This window comes from unidentified bacterial endosymbiont (genome assembly GCF_918797525.1).
GTDB lineage: Bacteria > Pseudomonadota > Gammaproteobacteria > Enterobacterales > Enterobacteriaceae > Enterobacter.
Genome location: NZ_OU963893.1, coordinates 4,409,787 through 4,433,590, shown reverse-complemented (window position 1 = coordinate 4,433,590; position 23,804 = coordinate 4,409,787). Strand labels below are relative to the sequence as shown.

At 53.5% G+C, this 23,804-nt stretch carries 18 protein-coding genes and 2 pseudogenes; 15 read left to right on the top strand and 5 right to left on the bottom strand.

Going from position 1 to position 23,804, the window contains the following annotated elements:
• Position 1 precedes the first annotated feature (1 nt).
• Positions 2-1,180 carry a Gfo/Idh/MocA family protein gene (locus tag NL510_RS21130; protein WP_253380077.1) on the bottom strand — a complete coding sequence of 393 codons (1,179 nt, stop codon included), beginning with the start codon at positions 1,178-1,180 and terminating at the stop codon, positions 2-4.
• Between the two features lie 16 nt (positions 1,181-1,196).
• The gene (locus NL510_RS21125; protein WP_253380076.1) at positions 1,197-2,348 is read right to left on the bottom strand and encodes a Gfo/Idh/MocA family protein; all 1,152 of its coding nucleotides are present in this window, start codon (positions 2,346-2,348) and stop codon (positions 1,197-1,199) included.
• A gap of 191 nt (positions 2,349-2,539) precedes the next feature.
• Here NL510_RS21125 and NL510_RS21120 point away from each other — a divergent pair, with 191 nt between their 5' ends.
• On the top strand, positions 2,540-3,598 hold the full coding sequence (locus NL510_RS21120; protein WP_253380074.1) for a LacI family DNA-binding transcriptional regulator: 1,059 nt from the start codon (positions 2,540-2,542) through the stop codon (positions 3,596-3,598).
• On the opposite strand, the gene msrA is transcribed toward NL510_RS21120, so the two are convergent.
• Positions 3,599-4,240 (bottom strand): peptide-methionine (S)-S-oxide reductase MsrA, encoded by a 642-nt coding sequence (gene msrA, locus NL510_RS21115; RefSeq protein WP_253380071.1) that lies wholly within the window; start codon positions 4,238-4,240, stop codon positions 3,599-3,601.
• A 223-nt stretch (positions 4,241-4,463) separates the two neighbouring features.
• Here msrA and tamA point away from each other — a divergent pair, with 223 nt between their 5' ends.
• From tamA to NL510_RS21100, 3 genes are read left to right on the top strand one after another with little or no spacing between them, the layout of a single operon-like run.
• Positions 4,464-6,197: an autotransporter assembly complex protein TamA gene (gene tamA / locus NL510_RS21110; protein ID WP_253380069.1), complete on the top strand. Its 1,734-nt coding sequence runs from the start codon at positions 4,464-4,466 to the stop codon at positions 6,195-6,197.
• Positions 6,194-9,970 carry an autotransporter assembly complex protein TamB gene (tamB, locus tag NL510_RS21105; protein ID WP_253380067.1) on the top strand — a complete coding sequence of 1,259 codons (3,777 nt, stop codon included), beginning with the start codon at positions 6,194-6,196 and terminating at the stop codon, positions 9,968-9,970. Before tamA ends, tamB begins: the two co-directional genes overlap by 4 nt.
• A gap of 2 nt (positions 9,971-9,972) precedes the next feature.
• Entirely contained in the window at positions 9,973-10,317 is a 345-nt protein-coding gene (locus tag NL510_RS21100; protein ID WP_253380065.1) for a gamma-glutamylcyclotransferase family protein, read from the top strand.
• A 109-nt stretch (positions 10,318-10,426) separates the two neighbouring features.
• Here NL510_RS21100 and ppa read toward each other — a convergent pair whose 3' ends face one another.
• Positions 10,427-10,957 carry an inorganic diphosphatase gene (gene ppa, locus NL510_RS21095; RefSeq protein WP_253380062.1) on the bottom strand — a complete coding sequence of 177 codons (531 nt, stop codon included), beginning with the start codon at positions 10,955-10,957 and terminating at the stop codon, positions 10,427-10,429.
• A 309-nt stretch (positions 10,958-11,266) separates the two neighbouring features.
• Here ppa and ytfQ point away from each other — a divergent pair, with 309 nt between their 5' ends.
• From ytfQ to NL510_RS21070, 5 genes and pseudogenes are all read left to right on the top strand, one after another.
• Entirely contained in the window at positions 11,267-12,223 is a 957-nt protein-coding gene (gene ytfQ / locus NL510_RS21090; protein ID WP_253380060.1) for a galactofuranose ABC transporter substrate-binding protein YtfQ, read from the top strand.
• 53 nt (positions 12,224-12,276) lie between these two features.
• On the top strand, positions 12,277-13,779 hold the full coding sequence (gene ytfR / locus NL510_RS21085; RefSeq protein ID WP_253385053.1) for a galactofuranose ABC transporter, ATP-binding protein YtfR: 1,503 nt from the start codon (positions 12,277-12,279) through the stop codon (positions 13,777-13,779).
• A 10-nt stretch (positions 13,780-13,789) separates the two neighbouring features.
• Positions 13,790-14,815, top strand: a complete 1,026-nt coding sequence (ytfT, locus tag NL510_RS21080; RefSeq protein WP_253380058.1) for a galactofuranose ABC transporter, ATP-binding protein YtfT — start codon at positions 13,790-13,792, stop codon at positions 14,813-14,815.
• Positions 14,802-15,803, top strand: a complete 1,002-nt coding sequence (gene yjfF, locus NL510_RS21075) for a galactofuranose ABC transporter, permease protein YjfF (protein ID WP_253380056.1) — start codon at positions 14,802-14,804, stop codon at positions 15,801-15,803. Before ytfT ends, yjfF begins: the two co-directional genes overlap by 14 nt.
• Positions 15,804-15,990: 187 nt before the next feature.
• Positions 15,991-16,083: pseudogene (locus tag NL510_RS21070) on the top strand (methyl-accepting chemotaxis protein); the annotation flags it as partial.
• 17 nt (positions 16,084-16,100) lie between these two features.
• Here the strand turns inward: NL510_RS21070 and fbp are convergent.
• Positions 16,101-17,099, bottom strand: a complete 999-nt coding sequence (fbp, locus tag NL510_RS21065) for a class 1 fructose-bisphosphatase (RefSeq protein WP_253380054.1) — start codon at positions 17,097-17,099, stop codon at positions 16,101-16,103.
• A gap of 196 nt (positions 17,100-17,295) precedes the next feature.
• Between fbp and mpl the strand changes: the two genes are divergently transcribed.
• From mpl to NL510_RS21035, 6 genes and pseudogenes are all read left to right on the top strand, one after another.
• The gene (gene mpl, locus NL510_RS21060; RefSeq protein WP_253380052.1) at positions 17,296-18,669 is read left to right on the top strand and encodes a UDP-N-acetylmuramate:L-alanyl-gamma-D-glutamyl-meso-diaminopimelate ligase; all 1,374 of its coding nucleotides are present in this window, start codon (positions 17,296-17,298) and stop codon (positions 18,667-18,669) included.
• Positions 18,670-18,926: 257 nt separating this feature from the next.
• Positions 18,927-19,058 (top strand): annotated as a pseudogene (locus NL510_RS21055) (hypothetical protein); the annotation flags it as partial.
• A gap of 686 nt (positions 19,059-19,744) precedes the next feature.
• Positions 19,745-21,190 carry a MotA/TolQ/ExbB proton channel family protein gene (locus NL510_RS21050; protein WP_253380049.1) on the top strand — a complete coding sequence of 482 codons (1,446 nt, stop codon included), beginning with the start codon at positions 19,745-19,747 and terminating at the stop codon, positions 21,188-21,190.
• A 2-nt stretch (positions 21,191-21,192) separates the two neighbouring features.
• Entirely contained in the window at positions 21,193-21,933 is a 741-nt protein-coding gene (locus NL510_RS21045) for a TolC family protein (RefSeq protein ID WP_253380046.1), read from the top strand.
• Positions 21,923-22,528 (top strand): TolC family protein, encoded by a 606-nt coding sequence (locus tag NL510_RS21040; protein WP_253380044.1) that lies wholly within the window; start codon positions 21,923-21,925, stop codon positions 22,526-22,528. Before NL510_RS21045 ends, NL510_RS21040 begins: the two co-directional genes overlap by 11 nt.
• Positions 22,525-23,796 carry an HlyD family type I secretion periplasmic adaptor subunit gene (locus NL510_RS21035; protein ID WP_253380042.1) on the top strand — a complete coding sequence of 424 codons (1,272 nt, stop codon included), beginning with the start codon at positions 22,525-22,527 and terminating at the stop codon, positions 23,794-23,796. The genes NL510_RS21040 and NL510_RS21035 overlap by 4 nt, the downstream gene beginning before the upstream one ends.
• Positions 23,797-23,804: the final 8 nt, after the last annotated feature.

Sequence of the window (23,804 nt, the reverse complement as noted above, 5' to 3'; positions counted from 1 at the left end):
GTTACATTCCTCGATCCAGATCTTTACCCAGAGGGATAGCGCCCACTTCGCTGAAGTTGGCTACGCTTGCGGATTTTTCATAAAAATGGGGGGCGAGGACGTTCGTCCCACCGGTACGGTAGAAGGGATCGTGATGTTTAATCGGCAGAGAGACGACGGCCCGGGTAATCGCCGACTTGTAAATCGCGGTAATCAGCTCCAGCGACCGCTTGCCCTGCACGCCATCCACCAGGGGGGGGACACCCTGCTCAACGGCAGTGAGCAGGTCGTTAATCTGCCCGTCGTGCAGCGTCCACGTGAGTTTTGGCATTTCGTGGAAAACGGCGTTGAGTTGCGCTTCGCGCTCGCTATCGTGGCTCTCTTGCGGAAAGCCGTTATCAGCGCTCAGGCTGGCAATGGCCTGCCACGGCGCGGAGATCCGTGCTTTATCGCCCTGAATGATGATTTTTTGATCTTCACCGTGGTGCACCACCGAGGCGGTAAGCTGCGTGAGGGCGCCACTGGGGTATTTGAAAATCGCGGCGCTCAGGTCTTCCACTTCGGCATTGTCATGCGCGACGTTCGTCATCATCGCCACGACTTCGCACGGGAAGCCGAGCATCCACTGGATGGCATCAATGTGGTGTACCGCATGGTTAAGCGTGCAGCCGCCGCCCTCTTTTTCCCATGTTCCTCGCCACCACAGATCGTAATAGCAGTGCCCGCGCCACCAGAATGAATCGACCTGCGCATGGCATATTTTGCCCGCAAGGCCGGAGTCCAGCGCCGCTTTTAAACGCCAGAACGCATCGGTAAAGCGATTCTGCGCAATGATGGCGAGCGTTTTGCCGCTGGCCTGCTGAGCGGCGATCATCGCGTCGCACTCCTCAAGCGAGGCGGCCATGGGTTTTTCACACAGCACGTGACAACCGGCGTGCAGAGCATCAATGGCGATCTCTGCATGTACGTAGGGCGGGGTACACACGTCGACGATGTCGACACCCGGTTCGCACGCCAGCATTTGCTGGTGGCTTGCATAAACCCGGGCGTCGGTCAGGCCGTAACGCGCTTTTTTCTCGTGCGCTTTTTCTAAAAAGATATCGACCAGCGCGACAATCCGGCAGCGCTCACCAAACTGCAAATAGCCCTGAATATGGTTATGCGAGATATTCCCTGTTCCCACGATAGCGACATTTAACATCGTTTTTTCTCCTGGGTTACCAGCTACCAGAGGCATCCAGCGTTCGGCTTATCGTCTCTTTCTCTACCGAGGTGGTTATCCGCTGCTGAAGCAGGCGCAGGTACTGTTTTTCATTAAGCGGTAGCTCGACCCAGTCGTCGGTCCAGGTGGACAGATGCATGGCGTTGGAGAGGGTTAGCCCGCGGATCCCTTCCAGGCCCGGCGCAATCAGCGGTTCGCCGCGCAGAATAGCGGCGCAGAAATTGGCGGTAATGACGTAGTGCTCACTGCATTCCGGCGCGACGGGTACGGTAACTTCCCAGCATTCGGGTTCTCCAAAACCGTTTTGCCAGCGGGCGTTGAACGCAGTTTCCGATTCGCGCAGCCGCCAGTAACGTAGTTTCCCCTCTTCAACGACGACTTTGCCGCGAGTTCCCGTAATCTCAAGGCGATTGGTTCCCGGGGTTTCTGCGACCGTGGTGATAAACACGCCGGTGGCACCGTTGGCATATTCCGCGTAGGCGGTGACCTCGTCTTCCACTTCGATGTCGCGATACTTGCCAAACTGACAAAAGGCGCGCAAACGTACCGGCATACCTACCAGCCACTGCCAGAGATCGAGCTGATGCGGGTCCTGATTAAGCAGCACGCCGCCGCCTTCGCCTTTCCAGGTGGCGCGCCAGCCGCCGGAGTTGTAATAACTTTGCGAGCGATACCAGTTGGTGATTATCCAGTTCGAGCGACGGATGTCGCCAAGCTCACCGCTGTCGATGAGATCTTTCACTTTCTGATACAGCGGGTTTGGACGCTGGTTGTACATCATGCTAAACACCACGTCGCACTCGTGCGCGCAGGCGTTCATCTCCTGAACCTGCGCGGTATAGACGCCTGCCGGCTTTTCACACAGGGTATGAATGCCATTGCGCATGGCCAGCATCGACAGGCGCGGGTGGTCGTAATGTGGGGTTGCCACGATGACCGCATCGATAAGCCCGCTATTCAGCATCTCTTGCGCGTCGCTGAAAAGCGGAATGGAACCTACCCGTTGGCGAATGGTGGGATGTTTTTCCGGTGCATTATCGCAAACCGCCGTCAGGCAGGCCTCGCCAACGGTTCCCGCCAGTAAATAGCGCGCGTGAACGGTTCCGATATTCCCTATACCAATAATGCCAAAACGTACTTTCTCCATGACACACCTTATTTTCAGTCGAAAGAGTGATGACCGGAAAATAGGAAAGGTGAGCCGTAGCGACAATGTGTTTTTGTGAGAATACTCGCAAGGCGGTTAAGTAAACTCCAATGTCTTTGAAATTTAGTTTTAAAATCAAGACGCTGTTTCTGCAAATATTTGCAAAGACTGAATGAGAGCGAGGTCACACTATGCCGGGCAGGTTAAAAATGGAGGAGATCGCCTCCCTGACGGGGTATTCCGTCAGTACGGTTTCCAGGGTATTAAGCGGCAAATCTTATACCAGTGAAAAAGCCCGCGACGCGATAGTCCGCACCGCGCAGGAGCTTGGCGTGCTTGAGTCGATGGTGAGCGGGCGGCTCTTAATTAACGGTATCGCCGTTTTTGCCCCGGAAAGAACATTCCAGGGACGGGGCGATATTTTTTACCTGGAAGTGACCAAAGGCATTACCGAAGCCTGCGCCCGGCACGATGTGTGGGTTAGCTGTTGCGGACTGGAAGAACAGCATGCGGATGTAAAAGTATTTATGGAAAAGGCTGGTCATAAAAATATCAATGCGATAATTATCATTGGAACTGATGATTCCACTATTTTTAAACTGGCCAGCACCCTGAATAAACCCTGTGTATTAATTAACTCCGTCGATCGGGACCGGATGCTGGATTCAGTCTCTCCCGACCACCGCGCCATAGGTTTTACCGCCATGCAATATCTTTTTGAGCAGGGGCACCGCCGGGTGCTAACCCTCACCTGTCTGCGCCGGGATACGCTCTATGCGCGTCTGGACGGCATTAAAGAGGCGTATCGCCATTTTCACGTCGCCTTTGAGCCGCAGCGTGATTTGCTGGTAACCGAGTGGTTTACCGCAGAAGAGGCCGAAAGTGCGCTGGATGCGTGGTTAAGGGGGCATGACAGAGCGCAGTGGCCTGAGGCCATTTTCCCGAACTGCACCAGCATGGCCGAAGGGGTGATCAGAGCGCTGGAACGCCACGGTCTGCGCATTCCGGACGATATTTCGCTTATCACCACGGATTTTGCCTGGAATCTGGAGCACCGGCTGGAACAACCGGTAACGGGGGTCACGGTGCCTTGTCGCGATCTTGGCATTGAGGCCGTACATCTCCTGCAAACCCGGCTCAACAGACCGCAGGCGCCGGTTTATAACCTCCTGTTGCAGGGGAAAGCGATAGATAACGGTTCGGTGAGTAATGCGACGCGCCACGCCGCGCGCGTGGCGCTGGGGCAATAATCAGGCCAGCAGTGGCGGCAGGCACACGCCGATACCGCCGATACCGCAGTAGCCGTACGGATTTTTATGCAGATACTGCTGGTGGTCGTCTTCGGCATAGTAAAACGGCTTCGCGGCGGCGATTTCCGTCGTCACTTCGCGCGTATCTCCAGCGTCGCGCATGGCGCTCTGGAAGCGTTCCAGGCTGGCGCGAGCGGCTTTTTCCTGCTCCGGTGTGAGCGGATAAACGGCAGAGCGATACTGGGTGCCGTGGTCGTTGCCCTGACGCATCCCCTGCGCCGGGTCGTGGTTTTCCCAGAAGACCTGCAGCAGTTGCTCGTAGCTGATGACGGACGGGTCATACACCACCCGCACCGCTTCGGCATGGCCGGTATCACCGGAGCAGACTTCACGGTAGGTTGGGTTTGGCGTGTAACCGCCGGTGTAACCCGCAGCGGTGCTGTAAACGCCGGGCAATTGCCAGTAAAGGCGTTCAACGCCCCAGAAACAGCCCATGGCGAACAGGGCGATCGCCATTCCATCTGGAACGTTGGACATTGAGTGGTTGTTGACGGCGTGTAGCGTCGCCACCGGCATAGGGGTATTGCGTCCCGGTAATGCATCGGCTTGTGAAATCAGATGCTTTTTATCGAATAAACTCACGGTGGGGCCTCCCGGGGAGCGATGTTTCGGTTAAGGTTGTCACGAAGCGTTTAATTGAACACAATAAATGCGATGAATGAGTGTAGATTTAATCATAAGAAATATTTGGGTGTTACACCCTTTTTCAACCCGCAAATTGGGTTTTTGGCTAACAGCCGTATTGAGCCGCGGAGCGGCATTGCATTTGCTTCCAGGGTGGAAACAGGGATATTCAGGAGAAAACGTGACAAAAATCCGCCAGTTATGTTTAGTCAGTATACTGCTGACAAGCGGGATTGCCAGCGCGGCGAATGTCCGTTTGCAGGTTGAAGGGTTATCCGGGACGCTGGAAAAAAACGTCCGGGCACGGCTGTCGACAATCCAGAGTGATGAAGTGACGCCGGACCGGCGCTTTCGCGCCCGCGTGGATGACGCGATCCGCGACGGGTTAAAAGCGCTGGGATATTACGAACCCACCATCGACTTTGATTTACGTCCGCCTCCGGCCAAAGGACGACAGGTGCTCATTGCCCGCGTCTCGCCGGGCGAGCCAGTATTGATTGGCGGCACCAACGTGGTGCTACGCGGGGGAGCCCGTACCGACAGGGATTATCTAAACCTGCTTGGCACGCGTCCAAAAGTGGGGACCGTGCTGAATCACGGTGACTACGATCGCTTTAAAAGCGCATTAACCAACGTGTCGCTGCGTAAAGGCTATTTCGACAGCCAGTTTAACAAAAGCCAGTTGGGTGTTGCCCTCGACAGACGTCAGGCGTTCTGGGATATCGATTTCGACAGCGGCGAGCGTTATCGCTTTGGCGATGTGACGTTCGAAGGTTCGCAAATCCGCGAAGCGTTTCTGCAAAACCTCGTGCCGTTCAAAAAGGGTGACTATTTCCAGTCGAGCGATCTCGGCGAACTGAACCGCCGTTTATCTGCCACCGGCTGGTTTAACTCGGTGGTTGTTGCCCCTGATTTTACCGATGCCCGTGAAAGCAAAGTGCTACCGCTGCACGGCGTGGTTTCGCCGCGCACGGAGAACACCATTGAGATGGGGGGCGGCTTCTCAACGGACGTGGGGCCGCGCGTCAGGGCGGCGTGGCGAAAGCCGTGGATGAACTCCTACGGCCACAGCCTGACCACCAGCGCCAGTATCTCCGCGCCTGAACAACAGCTGGATTTTAGCTACAAAATCCCACTGCTGAAGAATCCGCTCGAACAATATTACCTGGTGCAAGGCGGCTTTAAGCGTACCGATTTGAACGATACCGAGCAGGACTCCACCACCCTCGCTGTGTCGCGATTCTGGGACCTTTCCAGCGGCTGGCAGCGCGCCATCAACCTGCGCTGGAGTCTTGACCACTTTACCCAGGCAAACGTCACCAACACCACCATGCTGCTCTATCCGGGAGTGATGATAAGCCGTACCCGTTCCCGCGGCGGCCTGATGCCCGTGTGGGGCGATTCCCAGCGTTACTCCATTGATTATTCCGACACTATGTGGGGGTCCGACGTGGACTTCACGGTGGTACAGGCGCAAAACGTCTGGATCCGCACGCTGCTCGACAAGCACCGCTTCGTGATGCGCGGCAACCTCGGCTGGATTGAAACCGGCGATTTCGACCGCGTTCCGCCGGATCTGCGTTTCTTCGCCGGGGGCGATCGCAGTATCCGTGGCTATAAATTCAAATCCATCTCTCCCGAAAACGAAAAAGGCCAACTGACCGGAGCCTCCAGGCTGGCGACCGGCTCGCTGGAGTACCAGTACAACGTGAGCGGGAAGTGGTGGGGGGCAATGTTCGTCGACGGCGGTGAAGCGGTGAACGACATCCGCCGCAGCGATTTTAAAACCGGCGCGGGCGTCGGCGTGCGCTGGCAGTCGCCGGTCGGGCCAATTAAGCTCGACTTCGCCGTCCCGGTGGGGGACAAAGACGTACACGGATTACAGTTTTACATCGGTCTGGGGCCTGAATTATGAGTTTATGGAAGAAGATAAGCCTCGGGGTGCTGATTTTTATCATGCTACTGCTCGGTACAGTGGCGTTTCTGGTGGGTACAACCACGGGTCTGCATCTGCTGTTTAACGCGGCCAACCGCTGGGTTCCGGGGCTAGAGATTGGCCAGGTGACGGGCGGCTGGCGCGATCTGCGGTTGAAAAATATTCGCTATCAACAGCCGGGGATCGCGGTCAATGCCGGGGAGTTCCATCTTGCGGTGAAGCTGGGCTGCCTGCGGGACAGTAAGCTGTGCGTAAACGATCTGTCGCTAAAAGACGTCAATGTGGGGATAGATTCCACGAAAATGCCAAAATCTGCGCCGGTTGAGGAGGAAGATAGCGGCCCGCTGAATCTCTCAACTCCTTACCCGGTTGCGCTGTATCGGGTGGCGCTGAACAATATTACTGTCAAAATCGACGACACCACGGTGTCTGTGATGGATTTCACCTCTGGCCTGCGCTGGCAGGAGAAAAACCTTACCCTGACGCCAACCTCACTACAGGGATTGCTGATTGCGCTGCCAAAAGCGGCAAAAGTGGCGCAGGAAGAGATCGTCGAGCCTAAGATCCACAATCCGCAGCCGGAAGAAAAACCGCTGGGCGAAACGCTAAAGGATCTCTTCTCTCAACCGGTACTACCTGAGATGACGGACGTTCATCTGCCGCTAAATCTCAATATCGAAGCGTTTAAAGGCGAGCAGTTGCGTTTGACCGGCGATACCGATCTCACGGTCTATAACATGCTACTTAAGGTTAGCAGCATTGACGGCAGCATGAAGCTCGACGCGCTGGATATCGACACCAACCAGGGCTCGGTTAACGCGTCAGGCAATGCGTTGCTGCGCGACGACTGGCCAGTGGATATCACGCTGAACAGCGCCCTCAATATTGACCCGCTAAAAGGCGAAAAGGTGAAGGTGAAAGTCGGCGGTGCGTTGCGCGACAAACTCGATATCGGCGTGAACCTTTCAGGCCCGGTGGACATAACCCTGCGGGCGCAAACGCAGCTGGCGCAAGCGGGGCTGCCGCTGAATGTAGAGATTATCAGCCAGCAGCTTTACTGGCCGTTTACCGGCGAAAAGCAGTTCCAGGCCGATAACCTTAAGCTGAAACTGAGCGGCAAAATGACCGACTACGCGCTGTCATTTAGCACCGCGGTGAAAGGTCAGGGCGTCCCGCCAGCGACGATCGCGCTGGACGCCAAAGGTAACGAACAGCAGATTAATCTCGACAAACTGACCGTTGCCGCGCTGGAAGGAAAAACCGAGCTGACCGCACTGCTCGACTGGCAGCAGGCGATCAGCTGGCGCGGCGAACTGAAGCTGACCGGTATTAACACGGCCAAAGAGATGCCGGAGTGGCCGTCGAAGCTTGATGGTCTGATCAAAACGCGCGGCAGCCTGTATGGCGGGACATGGCAGATGGACGTGCCGGAAATCAAGCTCGCCGGTAACGTGAAGCAGAACAAGGTTAGCGTTGAGGGTTCCGTTCAGGGCAACAGCTATCTGCAGTGGGTTATTCCGGGCCTGCACGTAGCCCTGGGGCGCAATACGGCAGATATCAAAGGCGAGCTGGGGGTACGGGATCTTAATCTGGATGCCACCATCGATGCGCCGAATCTCGATAACGCTCTGCCTGGGCTTGGCGGGACGGCGAAAGGGCTGGTGAAGGTTCGCGGTACGGTGGATGCGCCGCAACTGCTGGCGGATATCACCGCCAATAACCTGCGCTGGCAGGAACTGTCCATTGCGCGCGTGCGCGTTCAGGGGGATGTGAAATCCACCGAACAGATCGGCGGCAACCTCAACCTGCGCGTGGAGCGTATTTCTCAGCCTGATCTTAATATCAATCTGGTGACGCTTGCGGCCAAAGGCACTGAGAAGCAGCACGATCTCCAGCTTCGAGTGCAGGGGGAGCCGGTGTCCGGGCAGGTGCATTTAACGGGGAGCTTTGATCGCAAAGAACAGCGCTGGAGAGGTCAGCTTGATAACACCCGCTTCAGCACCGCGGTTGGGCCGCTGGTGCTCTCACGCGCCATTGCGCTGGACTACCGCAATACCGAGCAAAAAATCAGCATTGGGCCGCACTGCTGGACGAACCCGAATGCGGAGCTGTGCGTGCCGCAGACCATCGATGCGGGTGCAAAAGGGCGCGCGCAAATTACTCTCAACCGCTTTGACCTGGCGATGCTGAAGCCCTTTATACCGGCAACCACCCAGGCCAGCGGCGTCTTTAGCGGTAAAGCGGATGTTGCATGGGACACCACGCAGGAGGGGCTGCCACAGGGTAGCGTGACGCTCTCTGGCCGTAATGTGAAAGTCACTCAGGAGATAAACGATGCGCCGCTGCCGGTGGCCTTCGATACCCTGAACCTGAGCGCTGATTTGCATAACAACCGCGCACAGCTGGAGTGGGTGATCCGCCTGACCAATAACGGTCAATTTGACGGTCAGATCCAGATAGCCGATCCCCAGGGGAGACGTAATCTTGGCGGCAACGTCAACATTCGCAACTTCAACCTGGCGATGGTGAACCCGATCTTCTCGCGCGGGGAAAAAGCGGAGGGGATGCTCAGCGCCAACCTGCGTCTGGCAGGCAATGCGCAAAGCCCGCAGCTGTTTGGTCAGATGCAGCTAAACGGGGTGGATATCGACGGGAACTTTATGCCGTTTGATATGTTGCCAAGCCAGATTGCGATGAACTTTAACGGCATGAGTTCGACGCTTACCGGCTCGGTGCTTACCCAGCAGGGGCAAATTAACCTTAGCGGCAATGCCGACTGGAGTCAGCTTGATAACTGGCGCGCGCGGATATCGGCGAAGGGCACCCGGGTGCGGATCACGGTTCCGCCGATGGTGCGTCTGGACGTCTCGCCTGACGTGGTCTTTGAAGCGACGCCGAGCCTCTTCACGCTGGACGGGCGCGTAGATGTGCCGTGGGCGCGTATCCTGGTGCACGACGTTCCGGAGAGCGCGGTCGGCGTCTCCAGCGATGAGGTGATGCTCGATGACAATCTGCAGCCGATTGAACAGCAGAGCGCCGGGATCCCGATCAACAGCAATCTCATCGTCCACGTGGGGAATAACGTTCGTCTGGATGCGTTTGGGCTGAAGGCAAGACTCACGGGCGACCTGAAAGTCGCGCAGGATAAACAGGGGTTGGGCCTGAACGGGCAGATCAATATTCCTGAAGGACGTTTCCATGCTTATGGTCAGGATCTGATTGTACGTAAAGGGGAGCTGCTGTTCTCTGGCCCACCGGACCAGCCAATACTGAATATCGAAGCCATCCGAAACCCTGACGCCACCGAAAACGATGTGATTGCGGGGGTGCGTGTGACCGGTTCCGCCGATGAACCGAAAGCGGAAATCTTCTCTGACCCGGCGATGTCGCAGCAGGAGGCTCTCTCTTACCTGCTTCGTGGGCAAGGTCTGGAGAGCGGTCAAAGCGACAGTGCGGCAATGACGTCGATGTTAGTGGGCCTGGGGGTTGCACAAAGTGGTCAGGTTGTGGGTAAAATCGGCGAGACGTTCGGCGTAAGCAATCTGGCGCTGGACACCCAGGGCGTGGGTGACTCTTCGCAGGTGGTGGTCAGCGGCTATGTACTGCCGGGTCTGCAGGTAAAATATGGCGTGGGGATCTTTGACTCACTGGCAACACTCACGTTACGCTACCGCCTGATGCCTAAGCTATATCTGGAAGCGGTGTCTGGCATAGATCAGGCGCTTGATGTGCTCTATCAGTTTGAGTTCTAGCAATGCGAATATTTGTCTACGGTAGTTTACGCACTAAGCAGGGCAACAGTCACTGGATGACCAATGCCCAGTTGATGGGTAATTACAATATTGAGAACTTCCAGCTGTACAGTCTGGGCCACTATCCAGGCGCGGTTCCGGGTGAAGGAACAGTACAGGGTGAAGTTTATCGTATTGATAATGCGACGCTTACCGAACTTGATGCCTTGCGCACCAGGGGCGGTGAATACGCGCGCCAGTTGATTCAGACGCCGTACGGAAGCGCGTGGATGTATGTCTACCAGCGTTCGGTCAAAGGGTTAACGCGGATTGAAAGCGGTAACTGGTTAGACAGAGACCAGTACTGATAAACGACAACGCCACCGTAAGGTGGCGTTGTTTTTTGCGTCCTGAACCAACGTAAAAAGGACACAAAAAAGCCCCGACATGCGGGGCCTTAATGCGCATCAGTAAGCATTACTTCTTCGCAGCGCGCTCGAAGGACGCGACGATTTCTGCTTTTGCCGCTTCAGCGTTGTCCCAGCCGTCAACTTTAACCCACTTGCCTTTTTCGAGGTCTTTGTAGTGCTCGAAGAAGTGAGTGATCTGTGCTTTCAGCAGTTCTGGCAGGTCGTTCACATCTTTAATGTGATCGTACTCTTTGCTCAGTTTCGTGTGCGGTACTGCAACCAGTTTCGCATCTTCGCCCGCTTCATCGGTCATTTTCAGCACGCCAACTGGACGGCAGCGAACCACAGAGCCAGGCTGCAGTGGGTATGGCGTTGGGACCAGCACGTCGACCGGATCACCGTCCAGAGACAGCGTGTGGTTGATGTAACCGTAGTTACATGGATAGAACATCGCGGTAGACATGAAACGGTCTACGAACAGGGCGCCGCTCTCTTTGTCCACTTCGTATTTGATAGGATCTGCGTTAGCCGGGATTTCGATAACAACGTAGATGTCTTCTGGCAGTTCTTTACCCGCAGGGACGTTGAGTAAGCTCATGTCTGTGTCCTTTAAAATGGATGGTAAACAAGTGGCAGGTATTATAGCCAACTGGTGCGGAATGTCTTGACCTGTTTTCGCCTCATCGCCTTATTCAACTCCCTTTTCAGACCGTTTCCATGACAGGAAAATCCATAAACTCAGGTGCATTTTAAATGCACAAATGAAAGCGATTACAAACTTGTGATTAACGTTTCATTCACTTTTCTGAAGTGTGATGTAACGCAATCTGTTACATATTCGATTGGCTATAGTTTTTCCGCAGAACACCTTTTAACCAACAAAAAACACCCCTACGAGGACGTTCATATGTGGAAGCGCTTACTTCTTGTCACAGCAGTTTCGGCAGCCATGTCGTCTATGGCGATGGCCGCACCTTTAACCGTAGGATTCTCGCAGGTCGGGTCTGAATCCGGCTGGCGTGCGGCTGAAACCAACGTTGCCAAAAGCGAGGCTGAAAAACGCGGAATCACGCTGAAAATCGCCGATGCTCAGCAAAAACAAGAGAATCAGATTAAAGCCGTACGTTCCTTTATTGCGCAGGGTGTGGATGCCATCTTCATTGCACCTGTCGTTGCGACCGGCTGGGAACCGGTGCTGAAGGAAGCCAAAGACGCTGAAATTCCGGTCATCCTGCTCGATCGTTCCATCGATGTAAAAGACAAATCTCTCTATATGACCACCGTCACCGCCAACAACGTGCTTGAAGGGCAATTAATTGGTGACTGGCTGGTAAAACAGGTGAATGGCAAACCGTGCAACGTGGTTGAACTGCAGGGCACGGTCGGGGCGAGCGTAGCCATTGACCGTAAGAAAGGCTTTGCAGAGGCTATCGCTAAAGCGCCAAACATCAAGATTATCCGTTCTCAGTCCGGCGACTTTACCCGCAGCAAAGGTAAAGAGGTTATGGAGAGCTTTATCAAAGCGGAAAACAACGGCAAGAACATCTGCATGGTGTATGCCCATAACGACGATATGGCGATCGGTGCCATTCAGGCCATTAAAGAAGCGGGTCTGAAGCCGGGCAAAGATATCCTCACCGGTTCTATCGACGGCGTGCCTGACATCTACAAAGCGATGATGGACGGTGATGCGAACGCCAGCGTTGAACTGACGCCAAACATGGCGGGCCCGGCATTCGATGCGCTGGAGAAATTCAAGAAAGACGGCACCCTGCCTGAGAAAGTGACTATCACCAAATCAACGCTCTACCTGCCTGATACCGCGAAAGAAGAGTTAGAGAAGAAGAAAAATATGGGCTACTGATGCCTTTTCTGTTTGACCCTCTTCCCGTCGGGGAGAGGGTGAGGGGAAGAATGATGACCACTGAAAAACACCAGGAAATCCTCCGTACGGAAGGATTAAGCAAATTTTTCCCCGGCGTAAAAGCATTGGATAACGTCGATTTTAGCCTGTGGCGCGGTGAGATTATGGCGTTGCTGGGTGAAAACGGCGCCGGTAAATCGACGCTGCTCAAGGCCCTGACCGGTGTTTATCATGCCGATCGCGGAACTATCTGGCTGGAAGGCTCTGCCATTTCGCCGAAAAATACCGCTCATGCCCAGCAACTGGGTATCGGAACGGTATATCAGGAAGTGAACCTGCTGCCGAATATGTCGGTGGCGGATAATCTGTTTATTGGCCGTGAACCGAGACGTTTTGGTCTGCTGTGTCGCAAAGAGATGGAGGTGCGGGCAACACGGCTGATGGAGTCTTACGGCTTCTCGCTCGATGTCCGTGAACCGCTGAACCGTTTTTCCGTGGCGATGCAGCAGATTGTTGCCATTTGCCGCGCTATCGATCTCTCGGCAAAAGTGCTTATCCTTGATGAACCCACCGCCAGTCTTGATACCCAGGAAGTAGAGATGCTCTTCACCCTGATGCGCCAGCTGCGCGATCGGGGGGTGAGCCTGATCTTCGTTACCCACTTCCTCGACCAGGTCTACGAGGTAAGCGACCGCATCACGGTGCTGCGTAACGGCAGCTTTGTGAGCTGCCGTGAAACCCACGAATTACCGCAGATTGAGCTGGTCAAAATGATGCTGGGCCGTGAACTGGAGACCAACGCGCTTCAGCGCGCAGGCCGCACGTTGCTTAGCGATAAACCGGTCGCCGCCTTCAGCGACTTTGGTAAAAAAGGGGTTATTTCGCCGTTTAACCTAGAGGTGCGTCCTGGAGAAATTGTCGGGCTGGCAGGATTGTTAGGATCAGGACGTACCGAAACCGCAGAGGTGATCTTCGGGATCAAACCTGCAGACAGCGGCAGGGCGTTTATCAAAGGCAAACCGCAAACGTTACGTTCCCCGCACCAGGCCTCGTGCCTCGGCGTCGGTTTCTGCCCGGAAGACAGGAAAACGGACGGCATCATTGCCGCCGCCTCGGTACGGGAAAATATCATTCTTGCCCTGCAGGCGCAGCGCGGCTGGCTGCGGCCGATCCCGCGTAAAGAGCAAAACGCCATTGCGGAGCGCTTCATCCGCCAGCTCGGTATCCGCACCCCGAGCGCAGAGCAGCCGATTGAATTTCTCTCCGGCGGTAACCAACAGAAGGTGTTGCTGTCACGCTGGCTGCTAACCAAACCTCAGTTCCTGATCCTCGACGAGCCAACGCGCGGTATCGACGTGGGCGCTCACGCCGAAATCATCCGCCTTATCGAAACGCTGTGCGCGGATGGTCTGGCGCTGCTGGTGATTTCGTCCGAGCTGGAAGAGCTGGTGGGGTACGCCGATCGCGTCATCATCATGCGCGATCGCAAACAGGTGGCTGAGATCTTGCTGGATGAACTGTCTGTTCCGGCAATCATGAATGCCATCGCGGCATAAGGAGTAACGCGTGATGCCCCGTTCGCTTTCGCAATCCGGAGAATCTAAGCGCCGCTTTACATGGCCGACCGGCATGCCGCAAATCGTCGCGCTGCTGCTGGTCCTGTTGGTTGATAGCCTGGTCGCACCGCATTTCTTCCAGATTATTGTTCAGGATGGCCGCCTGTTTGGTAGCCCGATAGATATTCTTAACCGCGCCGCGCCGGTGGCGCTGCTGGCGATTGGTATGACGCTGGTCATTGCCACAGGCGGAATCGATCTTTCCGTGGGGGCGGTGATGGCGATTGCTGGCGCCACTGCCGCTTCAATGACCGTTGCCGGGCATAGTCTGCCGGTGGTGCTACTTGCTGCACTTGGGTCGGGGGTATTAGCCGGGCTATGGAACGGCATTCTGGTCGCCGTTCTTAAGATCCAGCCGTTTGTCGCCACTTTGATTTTGATGGTGGCTGGACGTGGGGTTGCGCAACTTATTACCTCCGGTCAGATCGTTACCTTTGATTCACCGGGTCTGGCGTGGCTTGGCAGCGGCAGGCTGCTCTTCTTCCCGACGCCGGTCATTATTGCGCTGCTAACATTAATGGCGTTCTGGATCCTCACCCGTAAAACGGCGCTCGGCATGTTTATTGAAGCGGTGGGGATCAACATTCGTGCCGCGCGAAATGCCGGGGTGAATACGCGGCTGATGGTAATGCTGACCTATGTGCTAAGCGGCGTCTGTGCCGCCATTGCCGGGGTGATTGTCGCGGCCGATATCCGTGGGGCCGATGCCAACAACGCCGGATTATGGCTGGAGCTGGATGCGATCCTGGCGGTAGTGATCGGCGGCGGGTCGCTGATGGGCGGGCGTTTTAATCTGCTGCTCTCGGTGATTGGCGCCCTGATCATACAGGGAATGAATACCGGCATCCTGCTCTCGGGTTTCCAGCCGGAGCTTAATCAGGTGGTGAAAGCGGTGGTCGTGCTCTGCGTGCTGATCGTCCAGTCACCGCGCTTTGTTAGCATCATTAAGGGGATCCGTGGTCATGATAAAACGTAATTTACCGTTAATGATAACGCTCGGCGTGTTCGTGCTGGGGTATCTCTACTGCCTGACTCAGTTTCCCGGCTTTGCTTCGACGCGCGTTATCTGCAACATCCTGACCGATAATGCGTTTTTGGGCATTATTGCCGTCGGCATGACCTTTGTGATCCTCTCCGGCGGGATTGATCTCTCTGTGGGTTCGGTGATCGCGTTTACTGGCGTATTTCTGGCGAAAGCGATTGGCTTCTGGGGTATCTCACCGCTGCTGGCTTTCCCGCTGGTGCTGGTGATGGGCTGTGCGTTTGGCGCCTTTATGGGCCTATTGATCGACGCGCTGAAAATCCCGGCCTTTATTATTACGCTCGCCGGAATGTTCTTCCTGCGCGGGGTGAGCTATCTGGTGTCGGAAGAGTCAATTCCGATTAACCACCCTATCTACGACACCCTCTCAAGCCTGGCGTGGAAAATTCCCGGCGGCGGTCGACTGAGCGCAATGGGCTTGTTAATGCTGGGCGTGGTGGTGATCGGTATCTTTCTGGCGCACCGCACCCGGTTTGGTAATCAGGTATACGCCATTGGCGGCAGCGCCAGCTCGGCGAACCTGATGGGGATCTCAACCCGCAGCACGACCATTCGCATTTACATGCTCTCTACCGGCCTGGCGACGCTGGCGGGTATTGTCTTCTCAATCTATACGCAGGCAGGATACGCGCTGGCGGGTGTCGGGGTTGAACTGGATGCGATTGCCTCGGTGGTGATTGGCGGCACGCTGCTGAGCGGCGGAGTCGGGACGGTGCTGGGCACCTTGTTCGGCGTGGCGATTCAGGGGCTGATTCAAACCTACATCAACTTTGACGGCACGCTCAGCTCCTGGTGGACGAAGATAGCCATCGGCATTCTGCTGTTTATTTTTATCGCGCTGCAACGTGGCCTGACGGTGCTGTGGGAGAACCGCCAGAGTTCGCCGGTGACGCGCGTGAGTGCCTCAACAACAGAATCATAACATGCTGAATTTGCTCAAAGTCTCAACATTTTCCGCTAGCGGCCGATACTTCTTTTTGTACCCAGACATATCTCGCTACCGGAAATAACATCATGCTTAAAACGCTATCGATTCGTACCGGCTTGCTCTCTTTACTGGCCGTTATGACCCTTCTGCGCGCGCGGCGTTCCGCTTGATGGAGATCGGTATTCTGAGCGTCATTGATGGTATTGCGTTCCAGACCAACATTCTGGCGCTGAACGCCTCTGTCGAAGCGGCGCGGGCAGGGGAGCCTGTCCGGCTCCCCTGAAGAGGACGTTACGCGTCCGGGTATTCGCGGATCAAACGTTCAACGTCTTCAACCATATGGTTGTTGCCGACGAAGAACGAACGACGCTGGTGCAGGCTTTCTGGCACGATATCCAGAATACGCTCTTTACCATCGCTCGCCTTGCCGCCAGCCTGTTCGGCCAGGAATGCCATTGGGTTACATTCGTACAGCAGACGCAGTTTTCCGTCCGGATGGCTGGCGGTGCTTGGGTAGAGATAAATTCCACCTTTCAGCAGGTTACGGTGGAAATCCGCCACCAGAGAGCCAATATAGCGGGAGGTGTAAGGGCGTTGGGTGGCGTGGTCCTCTTCCTGACAGAATTTGATGTACTTCTTCACGCCAGTCGGGAATCTGATGTAGTTGCCTTCGTTAATGGAGTAGGTGTTCCCCCTCTCGGGGAAGCGCATACGTTCCTGGCTCAAACAGAACACACCCAGCGACGGATCGTAAGTAAAGGCATGAACGCCGCAGCCGGTGGTGTAGACCAGCATGGTTGAAGAGCCATAAACCACGTAACCGGCGGCGACCTGCCGGCTGCCCGGCTGCAGAAAATCTTCTTCAGTCACCGGTGTGCCAACAGGCGTGACGCGGCGATAGATTGAGAAAATAGTACCGACAGAAACGTTAACGTCGATGTTGGAGGAGCCGTCCAGCGGATCCATCAGAACAACGTACTTCGCATGTTCACACCCTTCGAAAACGACGATTTCATCTTCTTCTTCAGAGGCGATACCCGCAACGATGTCGCGTGCGCGCAGGGCTGCTTTCAGTTTTTCATTGGCGAACAGGTCGAGTTTCTGCTGAACCTCACCCTGAACGTTTTCGGCACCGCTGGCACCCAGGATATCGACCAGACCGGCCTTGTTGATATCACGGTGGATGATCTTAGCGCCCAGCTTTATTGCCGACAGCAAAGCAGTGAGCTCACCGGTAGCATGAGAAAACTCGTGCTGCTTTTCGACAATAAATTCACCTAACGTTTTCATAACACTTTCCCTGCATCTTGTGAGTAGAGCGATCGTATGTTCACTAAAACGACTAAAGCCCAACAATCTTAACAAACATTCAAAAATTAGCGCAGAGGTGAATCGCGCCAGCAAAATACGGATTTTCCTGAAATGCGTTTCGCTGCTGCGGACATGTGAGTAAAATGTGCGCCACATTGAAGAAGGATAGTGACGTATGCGCATTCATATATTGGGGATTTGTGGCACTTTTATGGGCGGACTGGCAATGCTGGCACGCTCGTTGGGTCATGAAGTGACAGGTTCGGACGCCAATGTGTATCCGCCGATGAGCACACTTCTGGAAAAGCAGGGCATCTCTCTTATTCAGGGCTACGATGCCAGCCAGCTAGAGCCACAGCCGGATTTGGTTATCATCGGCAATGCCATGACCCGTGGAAATCCGTGTGTGGAAGCGGTGCTGGAACGTAACATTCCGTTCATGTCTGGCCCTCAGTGGCTGCATGATTTCGTGCTGCGCGACCGCTGGGTTGTCGCCGTAGCCGGTACGCATGGCAAAACCACCACCGCCGGAATGGCGACGTGGATCCTGGAGGCCTGTGGTTACAAGCCGGGCTTCGTTATCGGCGGCGTGCCGGGGAATTTCGAGGTCTCTGCGCGTCTGGGTGACAGCCCGTTTTTTGTCATCGAAGCCGACGAATACGACTGCGCCTTCTTCGACAAACGGTCTAAGTTTGTCCATTACTGCCCGCGCACGCTGATCCTCAACAACCTTGAGTTCGATCATGCCGATATTTTTGACGACCTGAAGGCCATCCAGAAACAGTTCCACCATCTGGTGCGTATCGTTCCAGGTCAGGGTCGTATCATCCTGCCGGAGAACGACATCAACCTGAAGCAGACGATGGCGATGGGGTGCTGGAGCGAGCAGGAACTGGTGGGTGAGCAGGGGCACTGGCAGGCGAAAAAACGCAACGCTGATGCCTCCGAGTGGGAAGTGTTGCTCGACGGTGAAAAAGTAGGTGAGGTGAAGTGGGGCCTGGTGGGCGAGCACAATATGCACAACGGCCTGATGGCGATTGCCGCGGCGCGCCATGTAGGTGTTCTGCCAGCCGATGCCGCCAATGCGCTGGGCTCGTTTATCAACGCCCGTCGCCGCCTGGAGCTACGCGGAGAGGCCCATGGCGTCACGGTGTATGATGATTTCGCCCACCACCCAACGGCCATTCTGGCGACCCTTGCCGCCCTGCGCGGTAAAGTCGGCGGCACGGCGCGCATCCTGGCGGTACTGGAACCGCGCTCCAATACCATGAAGATGGGGATCTGCAAAGACGATCTTGCACCGTCGCTAGGGCGTGCCGACGAAGTTTTCCTGCTGCAACCGCAGCATATTCCGTGGCAGGTGTCAGAAGTGGCTGATGCCTGTATTCAGCCCGCGCACTGGAGTGCGGACGTAGATGCGCTGGCGGATATGGTGATAAAAACCGCGCAGCCTGGCGACCATATTCTGGTTATGAGCAACGGCGGTTTTGGTAGCATCCATCAAAAGCTGCTGGAGGGGCTGACGAAAAAAGCGCAACAGCAAGCGTAAACGTGTTACGCACTATATAAGGATATATAGTGCGTAAGTATTATTTAATTTTATATTTCATTTTTCTAATTTGACTTAATTTTATTTATTTCAAACGCGTTCATTCATAATTGCAATCAATAAATTCTCATTGTCGATTATCATCTGATATTGTTAGATTCCTAAAAGTGGAAAATTATACCGCGTATTGTTGTATATATCATGCGCATCAATAAATAATAACTTTCTCTCAAATGTTGATGATGAGGTTAGTTTTTATGGAAGAAAGCAATCCGTGGCCAACGTTCGTTGATGCCTTCTCAACGGTATTGTGTATATTTATTTTCCTGATGCTGGTCTTCGTGCTTAATAGTATGTTGATTATGTATGAAAGTTCAAAAAAAACCTACGCCGCCGCTGCGCATATGGAGCAAGTGGCTAAAGCGGCATCTTCTGCACACGCCGATGACGGCGGGGCAGCGCCCGATAAACAAAATCAGCATGATTCCACTGTTGCTACAACGTCTGGCACGCGTCAATCAATGATGGCTGAGGCTGAGCAACAGCAGGCAACAGCAGGCGCTGAAATGAAAAAATCAGCCGCATCCTCTTCTACGCAGACCGCTCAGGCAAATGCTGAAGGGGGGGAATTGGGTGGCGACAAGATGCTGCAGGGCAACGTTGATGAGAGCAATAAAGGCCAGGTTATTAGGCTTGCCGATAATGAGACTGCCGCTTCGATTAAGGGGCAAAATAGCGGGCGATTTGATTCGCCAAACACACCGCCAGCGTGGGAAATAAAGGGCAATCAGTTCCTGGTTAACTTTAAAGGTGTGGAGCAGGGGTATCCGGCGGATGTGATTCAAGAATTGAATAAGTGGATCGGGAAAAATAAGCCTCTCAGCATTACCGTATATGCTCGTCCAACCGAATCTATTGCCGTTTCAGATGCTATGCGCCTGGCGTATGAGCGTGGGGTCATTCTTTTGAAAATCATCAAAGAAAAACACCCAAATGATGAAATATCTATATCTGTTGTTAATGACGCGGCAGCCTTGAATAACAGTGCTGTTGTCACACGGAGTGAGTGATTGTTATGAATTTTTTAAAAAGATACCATTCTTTTATTCTGGCGCTGATTTTTGTATTTTTACCGCTCGCCACGTTGTGTATACCCGCCATCTTTGACTACGTCGTTGATACCTGGCATGTTGCCGCCTTTTACAGCTCAATTATTATCGTTCTTTATTTAACAGGTTGCTTTGTCGTTATTTTCTCATTTATTGAGATTGCGAAATGCGTGAGCGTACTGCGTAAGAAGAATGCAGATAAGCACTCCTATTTGCTCGGCGATGCGAACAAAATTGTGTTCTCACCGAGCCACGGACTTGATGACGACACTATCGCCTCGCTTTACGAGAGCATGGATAACAGCGTAAACCGCAAGCAGAACCAAAGCCTGGCAGGGGTAATGACCTGCGCTAACCTGTCGACGATGATCGGTTTGCTGGGAACCTTTGCTGGCCTGTCGATGACGATCGCCTCTGTCATTACCCTTCTTGAAAAATCGCAAATTACCGGCGGCAACGAGGCCGATACGTTAAGCATCATCGTCAATGTGGTCTCCTCGCTGTCTGAACCTCTCAAAGGGATGAATACCGCCTTTGTCTCCTCTATTTATGGGGTCGTGAGCGCCATTTTGCTTAACGTGGTGTGTTCATTTCTGCGTGGGGAATTTGTTCGTTTATCAATAGATCTTCGTAACGCACGTCTGGACTTTGTCCGCGAATGCCGTGGCCGCAAAACGCCTGTCGCTGAAAAAACCAAAACGCTGCGCGTGATAACCGACCTGGATGAGGTGGTTAAGGAGTTTAAGGACGGGATGTTCGCCTGGCAGGAACGCCTTGCCACCGCCTTTAACGAAAGTAACGACAGCCTGAAATCGCTCCTTGCCAACAGTGCTGAGGCTTCCCGTAATAGCGCGGCCTTTAACGAACGCATGGAGAGCGTCGCCAGAGACCAGGCCGAAAACCTGCAAAAAATCGATCGCGGTATTTCGCTGAGCCACGCCACCCTTGGCGCTATTGAGCAAGGCATTCAGCAGAGCCATCACGCCCTCAAAGAACAGCGTGAGCAACTGGAAACCATTGGTCTGAATCAGGATGCGCTTTATTCAGGGCAGCAAAAAATACACGCACAGCTGGCCGGGCAGGGCGAAGCTTTAGGTACCGTTATTGCTCATCAGGAAACGCTGCAGGAAACCGTACAGAGCGCGGGTGAAAACATCAGTCACGTTGAGGCGACGGTAGGAGAGATGTCCGCCGAGGCCGCGTGCCATTTTGCCGCGCAATCCGCTGAGATCAAAAGCGTGGGGGATACCCTAAGCGGAATGGAACAGGCCGGAGCACAGCGCCATGTTGAAACCATTGCCACTATCGAAAGCCAGTCTCAGACATTTGAACCTCTGCTCGGGCAAATCGCAGGGATGCACAGAAGTTTGCAAAAGGATATCAATGTCATCAAGGGGCAGGAAAACAAATGAATATGCGCATCGTGGCATTGCTGTTAACGGCAGGGCTGTTGCCCATTTCACTTCACGCAGCCGCAGAAGTGGCCGCTGGGTCGCTGCCGCTTCGTACGCTGATTATCCATGCGTTAAATTCGCAGCCATCCGTCGCCATTGCCTCCTGGGAAACAGAAATGCGCCACCAGGAGACCAACATGAGTAAGGCGTCGTTGTACCCAACCCTGGATGCCTCCTCCGAGGCGGCACGTAAAAAGACGGATGAGCATGACAATGAACAAAACGTTGAAAACAAGCTTACGCTGAGCTATCGCATCGCCGATTTTGGCGTCAGAAGCAGCAATATTGAAAAAGCCGAGCACCAGGAAGCCGCCAGCCAGTTCGACTTTCAGCAGGAGCTGCTGACGGTTGCGCAGAAGACATCAGATGCTTATCTGGCAGTGGAAAAGACACGACAAATTCTGGCCGTTATCGATGGTGAGAAACTGTTTTATAAGCAAATGCTCAATGATTTCTCAGAGCTTATCAGCGCCGGTGCCGCAATGCAGTCTGATATCCGCAAGGTCCAGGTTTCCATTGATTCCCTCAGTACCCAGGAGCTGAACTATCGGGCGCAATTGGACACACAATTAATGATGCTGCGGAACATGACCGGCGATTATGTGACCGCCGACAACCTGGGTAAGCTGCCCGTTTTTTTTCAAAAAATACATTTTCAACACTCACAAGGATCAGGTTATCGACCAAATCATGAAAGATAACCCCACCTACCTTTCACTGAATAAGGCGGTTTCGGCGGCATCGGCTGACTACGCGGCGGCAAAGTCCGCAAATTACCCGGTTGTTGATTTTAATGCTGGCTATACGGATAACTCACCCTCAAAAGATGCCCAGGAAGATGATTATCAGGATGAATTTAAGGTTGGTGTTAAGGTTGGCCTTAACCTCTTTAATGGCTTTAAAAATCAATCTGAGTCGGCAAAGTTTAGCGCTAAATATACTCAGGCAAAACTCGGCCTCGATGATTTTTTAATTAAAACTCGTAATAGCGTTGATGCCTCCGTTTCTAAATATCAAACCGGGGCTGATTCCTTAGTGATTTCAACACGATCGTATGATAATGCCGGTAAATTTATAGAGCTGTATAAAGAGGAATTTAAGCTTGGACAAAAGTCATTGCTTGATTTCATATCAAGTCGAAATGAACATTACCAGGCTAATTTAACGATGATTGAATCTCAATTCGCGGTTTATCAGGCTAAGTTGGATCAGCTTACGCAGTTGGGAGGGTTACTCCAGAAGCTGTATCTCACGCCAGAGGAGATACAGCCCAGTAGCGGTTCCGTAGCACAATGAACAGAAAACAAAGTGACCATCTTATGATGGTCATCATAGTCATGACGCTGGTGATTTTGACGATGTTTTCGTTTATCAGAATTAACGCAGTGGTTCATGGTAACGGTGTCATCATTACCAAGGATAACACCCAGGTCGTTTCTCTTCCGAAAGGAGGAACGGTTGATTCCATTCATGTTGCGGAAGGCGATTTTGTTAAGAAAGGACAAATACTTGCTGAAACGTCAAACTTTGATATTCAGAAAGAGTATGAACGTGCCCGGGCGCAAAGCGAATATTTAGCCCTCTATATTAAAGAGCTGGATGCGGTGTTGGCCTGGAAAGGCGATTTTCGCAAGTTCGATACAGCGGCGCTGAAGAATCAGGATCTCATCGGCAACATTCAGTTGCTTATCAGTCAGGAACGCACGAAAGAGAGCAAAATAGAGAGCTTAGAGTCTGATGTCGTACAGCTTGGTATTGCCCGAATCAGTAAGAATAGCGAGCTTTCACTGGTACAGGAAGAAGTTAATATTCTCTCCCCGTTAGTCAAAAAAGGGATCAGCTCTTACACCACCTTTCTGGCAAAGAAGCAGGCTGCCGTGCGCCTGAAGACTGAGATCATCGAGCTTGAAAGTCAGATGGTGGCAAAGAAGGAGGAAGTTAAGGTCACCCGGGGGGAGATTAATGACGATTATTTTGCTATCCGAAATACGTTATCAAAAAACCTGGTGGATGCGCAGCGTGAAGCATCGCTGAATAACTCTGCAATGACGGTACTGTCTAAACAGATGAGTGATTCAAGCGTTCATTCACCGGTTGATGGCGTTATTTATAAGATTAATAAGAATGCTTTTACAAAAGGTGGTGTTATTCAGTCCGCCGATTCACTTTTCGAAATAAAACCCTTGTCCACCAAAATGATTGCTGAGGTTAAGATACAGCCGAAAGATCGCGATCAAATATTCGTTGGCGGTGAGGTAAATGTAAAAATATTATCTTTCATACTTTCTGGTGCTAAGCCCTATAAAGGTGAGGTTGTACAGATTAGCCCGGATTCCTATGAAGAGACTATTAACGGGAATATGGTCAGGTATTATAAGGCCATCGTGGGATTTGATATATCCGAAGCAGATCGTGACGATATTAAACCTGGCATGGCCGTCGACGCCTATGTTATTACAGGTAATCATAGCATTTTAAAATACCTTGCCTCGCCGCTGATGCGTGGCGCACAACAAGTCTTCAGTGAGCCGGTCCTTACTGATATCAAAGTTACTCATAAATAGGATAATAA

Excerpts from the sequence above, each read along its gene's own strand:
- NL510_RS21035 (WP_253380042.1), top strand. The coding sequence starts at position 22,525 with ATGAACAGAAAACAAAGTGACCATCTTATGATGGTCATCATAGTCATG.
- ytfR (WP_253385053.1), top strand. The coding sequence starts at position 12,277 with ATGACCACTGAAAAACACCAGGAAATCCTCCGTACGGAAGGATTAAGC.
- yjfF (WP_253380056.1), top strand. The coding sequence starts at position 14,802 with ATGATAAAACGTAATTTACCGTTAATGATAACGCTCGGCGTGTTCGTG.
- NL510_RS21045 (WP_253380046.1), top strand. The coding sequence starts at position 21,193 with ATGCGCATCGTGGCATTGCTGTTAACGGCAGGGCTGTTGCCCATTTCA.
- NL510_RS21125 (WP_253380076.1), bottom strand. The coding sequence starts at position 2,348 with ATGGAGAAAGTACGTTTTGGCATTATTGGTATAGGGAATATCGGAACC.
- NL510_RS21050 (WP_253380049.1), top strand. The coding sequence starts at position 19,745 with ATGAATTTTTTAAAAAGATACCATTCTTTTATTCTGGCGCTGATTTTT.
- ytfQ (WP_253380060.1), top strand. The coding sequence starts at position 11,267 with ATGTGGAAGCGCTTACTTCTTGTCACAGCAGTTTCGGCAGCCATGTCG.
- mpl (WP_253380052.1), top strand. The coding sequence starts at position 17,296 with ATGCGCATTCATATATTGGGGATTTGTGGCACTTTTATGGGCGGACTG.
- fbp (WP_253380054.1), bottom strand. The coding sequence starts at position 17,099 with ATGAAAACGTTAGGTGAATTTATTGTCGAAAAGCAGCACGAGTTTTCT.
- NL510_RS21100 (WP_253380065.1), top strand. The coding sequence starts at position 9,973 with ATGCGAATATTTGTCTACGGTAGTTTACGCACTAAGCAGGGCAACAGT.
- ppa (WP_253380062.1), bottom strand. The coding sequence starts at position 10,957 with ATGAGCTTACTCAACGTCCCTGCGGGTAAAGAACTGCCAGAAGACATC.
- tamB (WP_253380067.1), top strand. The coding sequence starts at position 6,194 with ATGAGTTTATGGAAGAAGATAAGCCTCGGGGTGCTGATTTTTATCATG.
- NL510_RS21120 (WP_253380074.1), top strand. The coding sequence starts at position 2,540 with ATGCCGGGCAGGTTAAAAATGGAGGAGATCGCCTCCCTGACGGGGTAT.
- NL510_RS21130 (WP_253380077.1), bottom strand. The coding sequence starts at position 1,180 with ATGTTAAATGTCGCTATCGTGGGAACAGGGAATATCTCGCATAACCAT.
- NL510_RS21040 (WP_253380044.1), top strand. The coding sequence starts at position 21,923 with ATGAAAGATAACCCCACCTACCTTTCACTGAATAAGGCGGTTTCGGCG.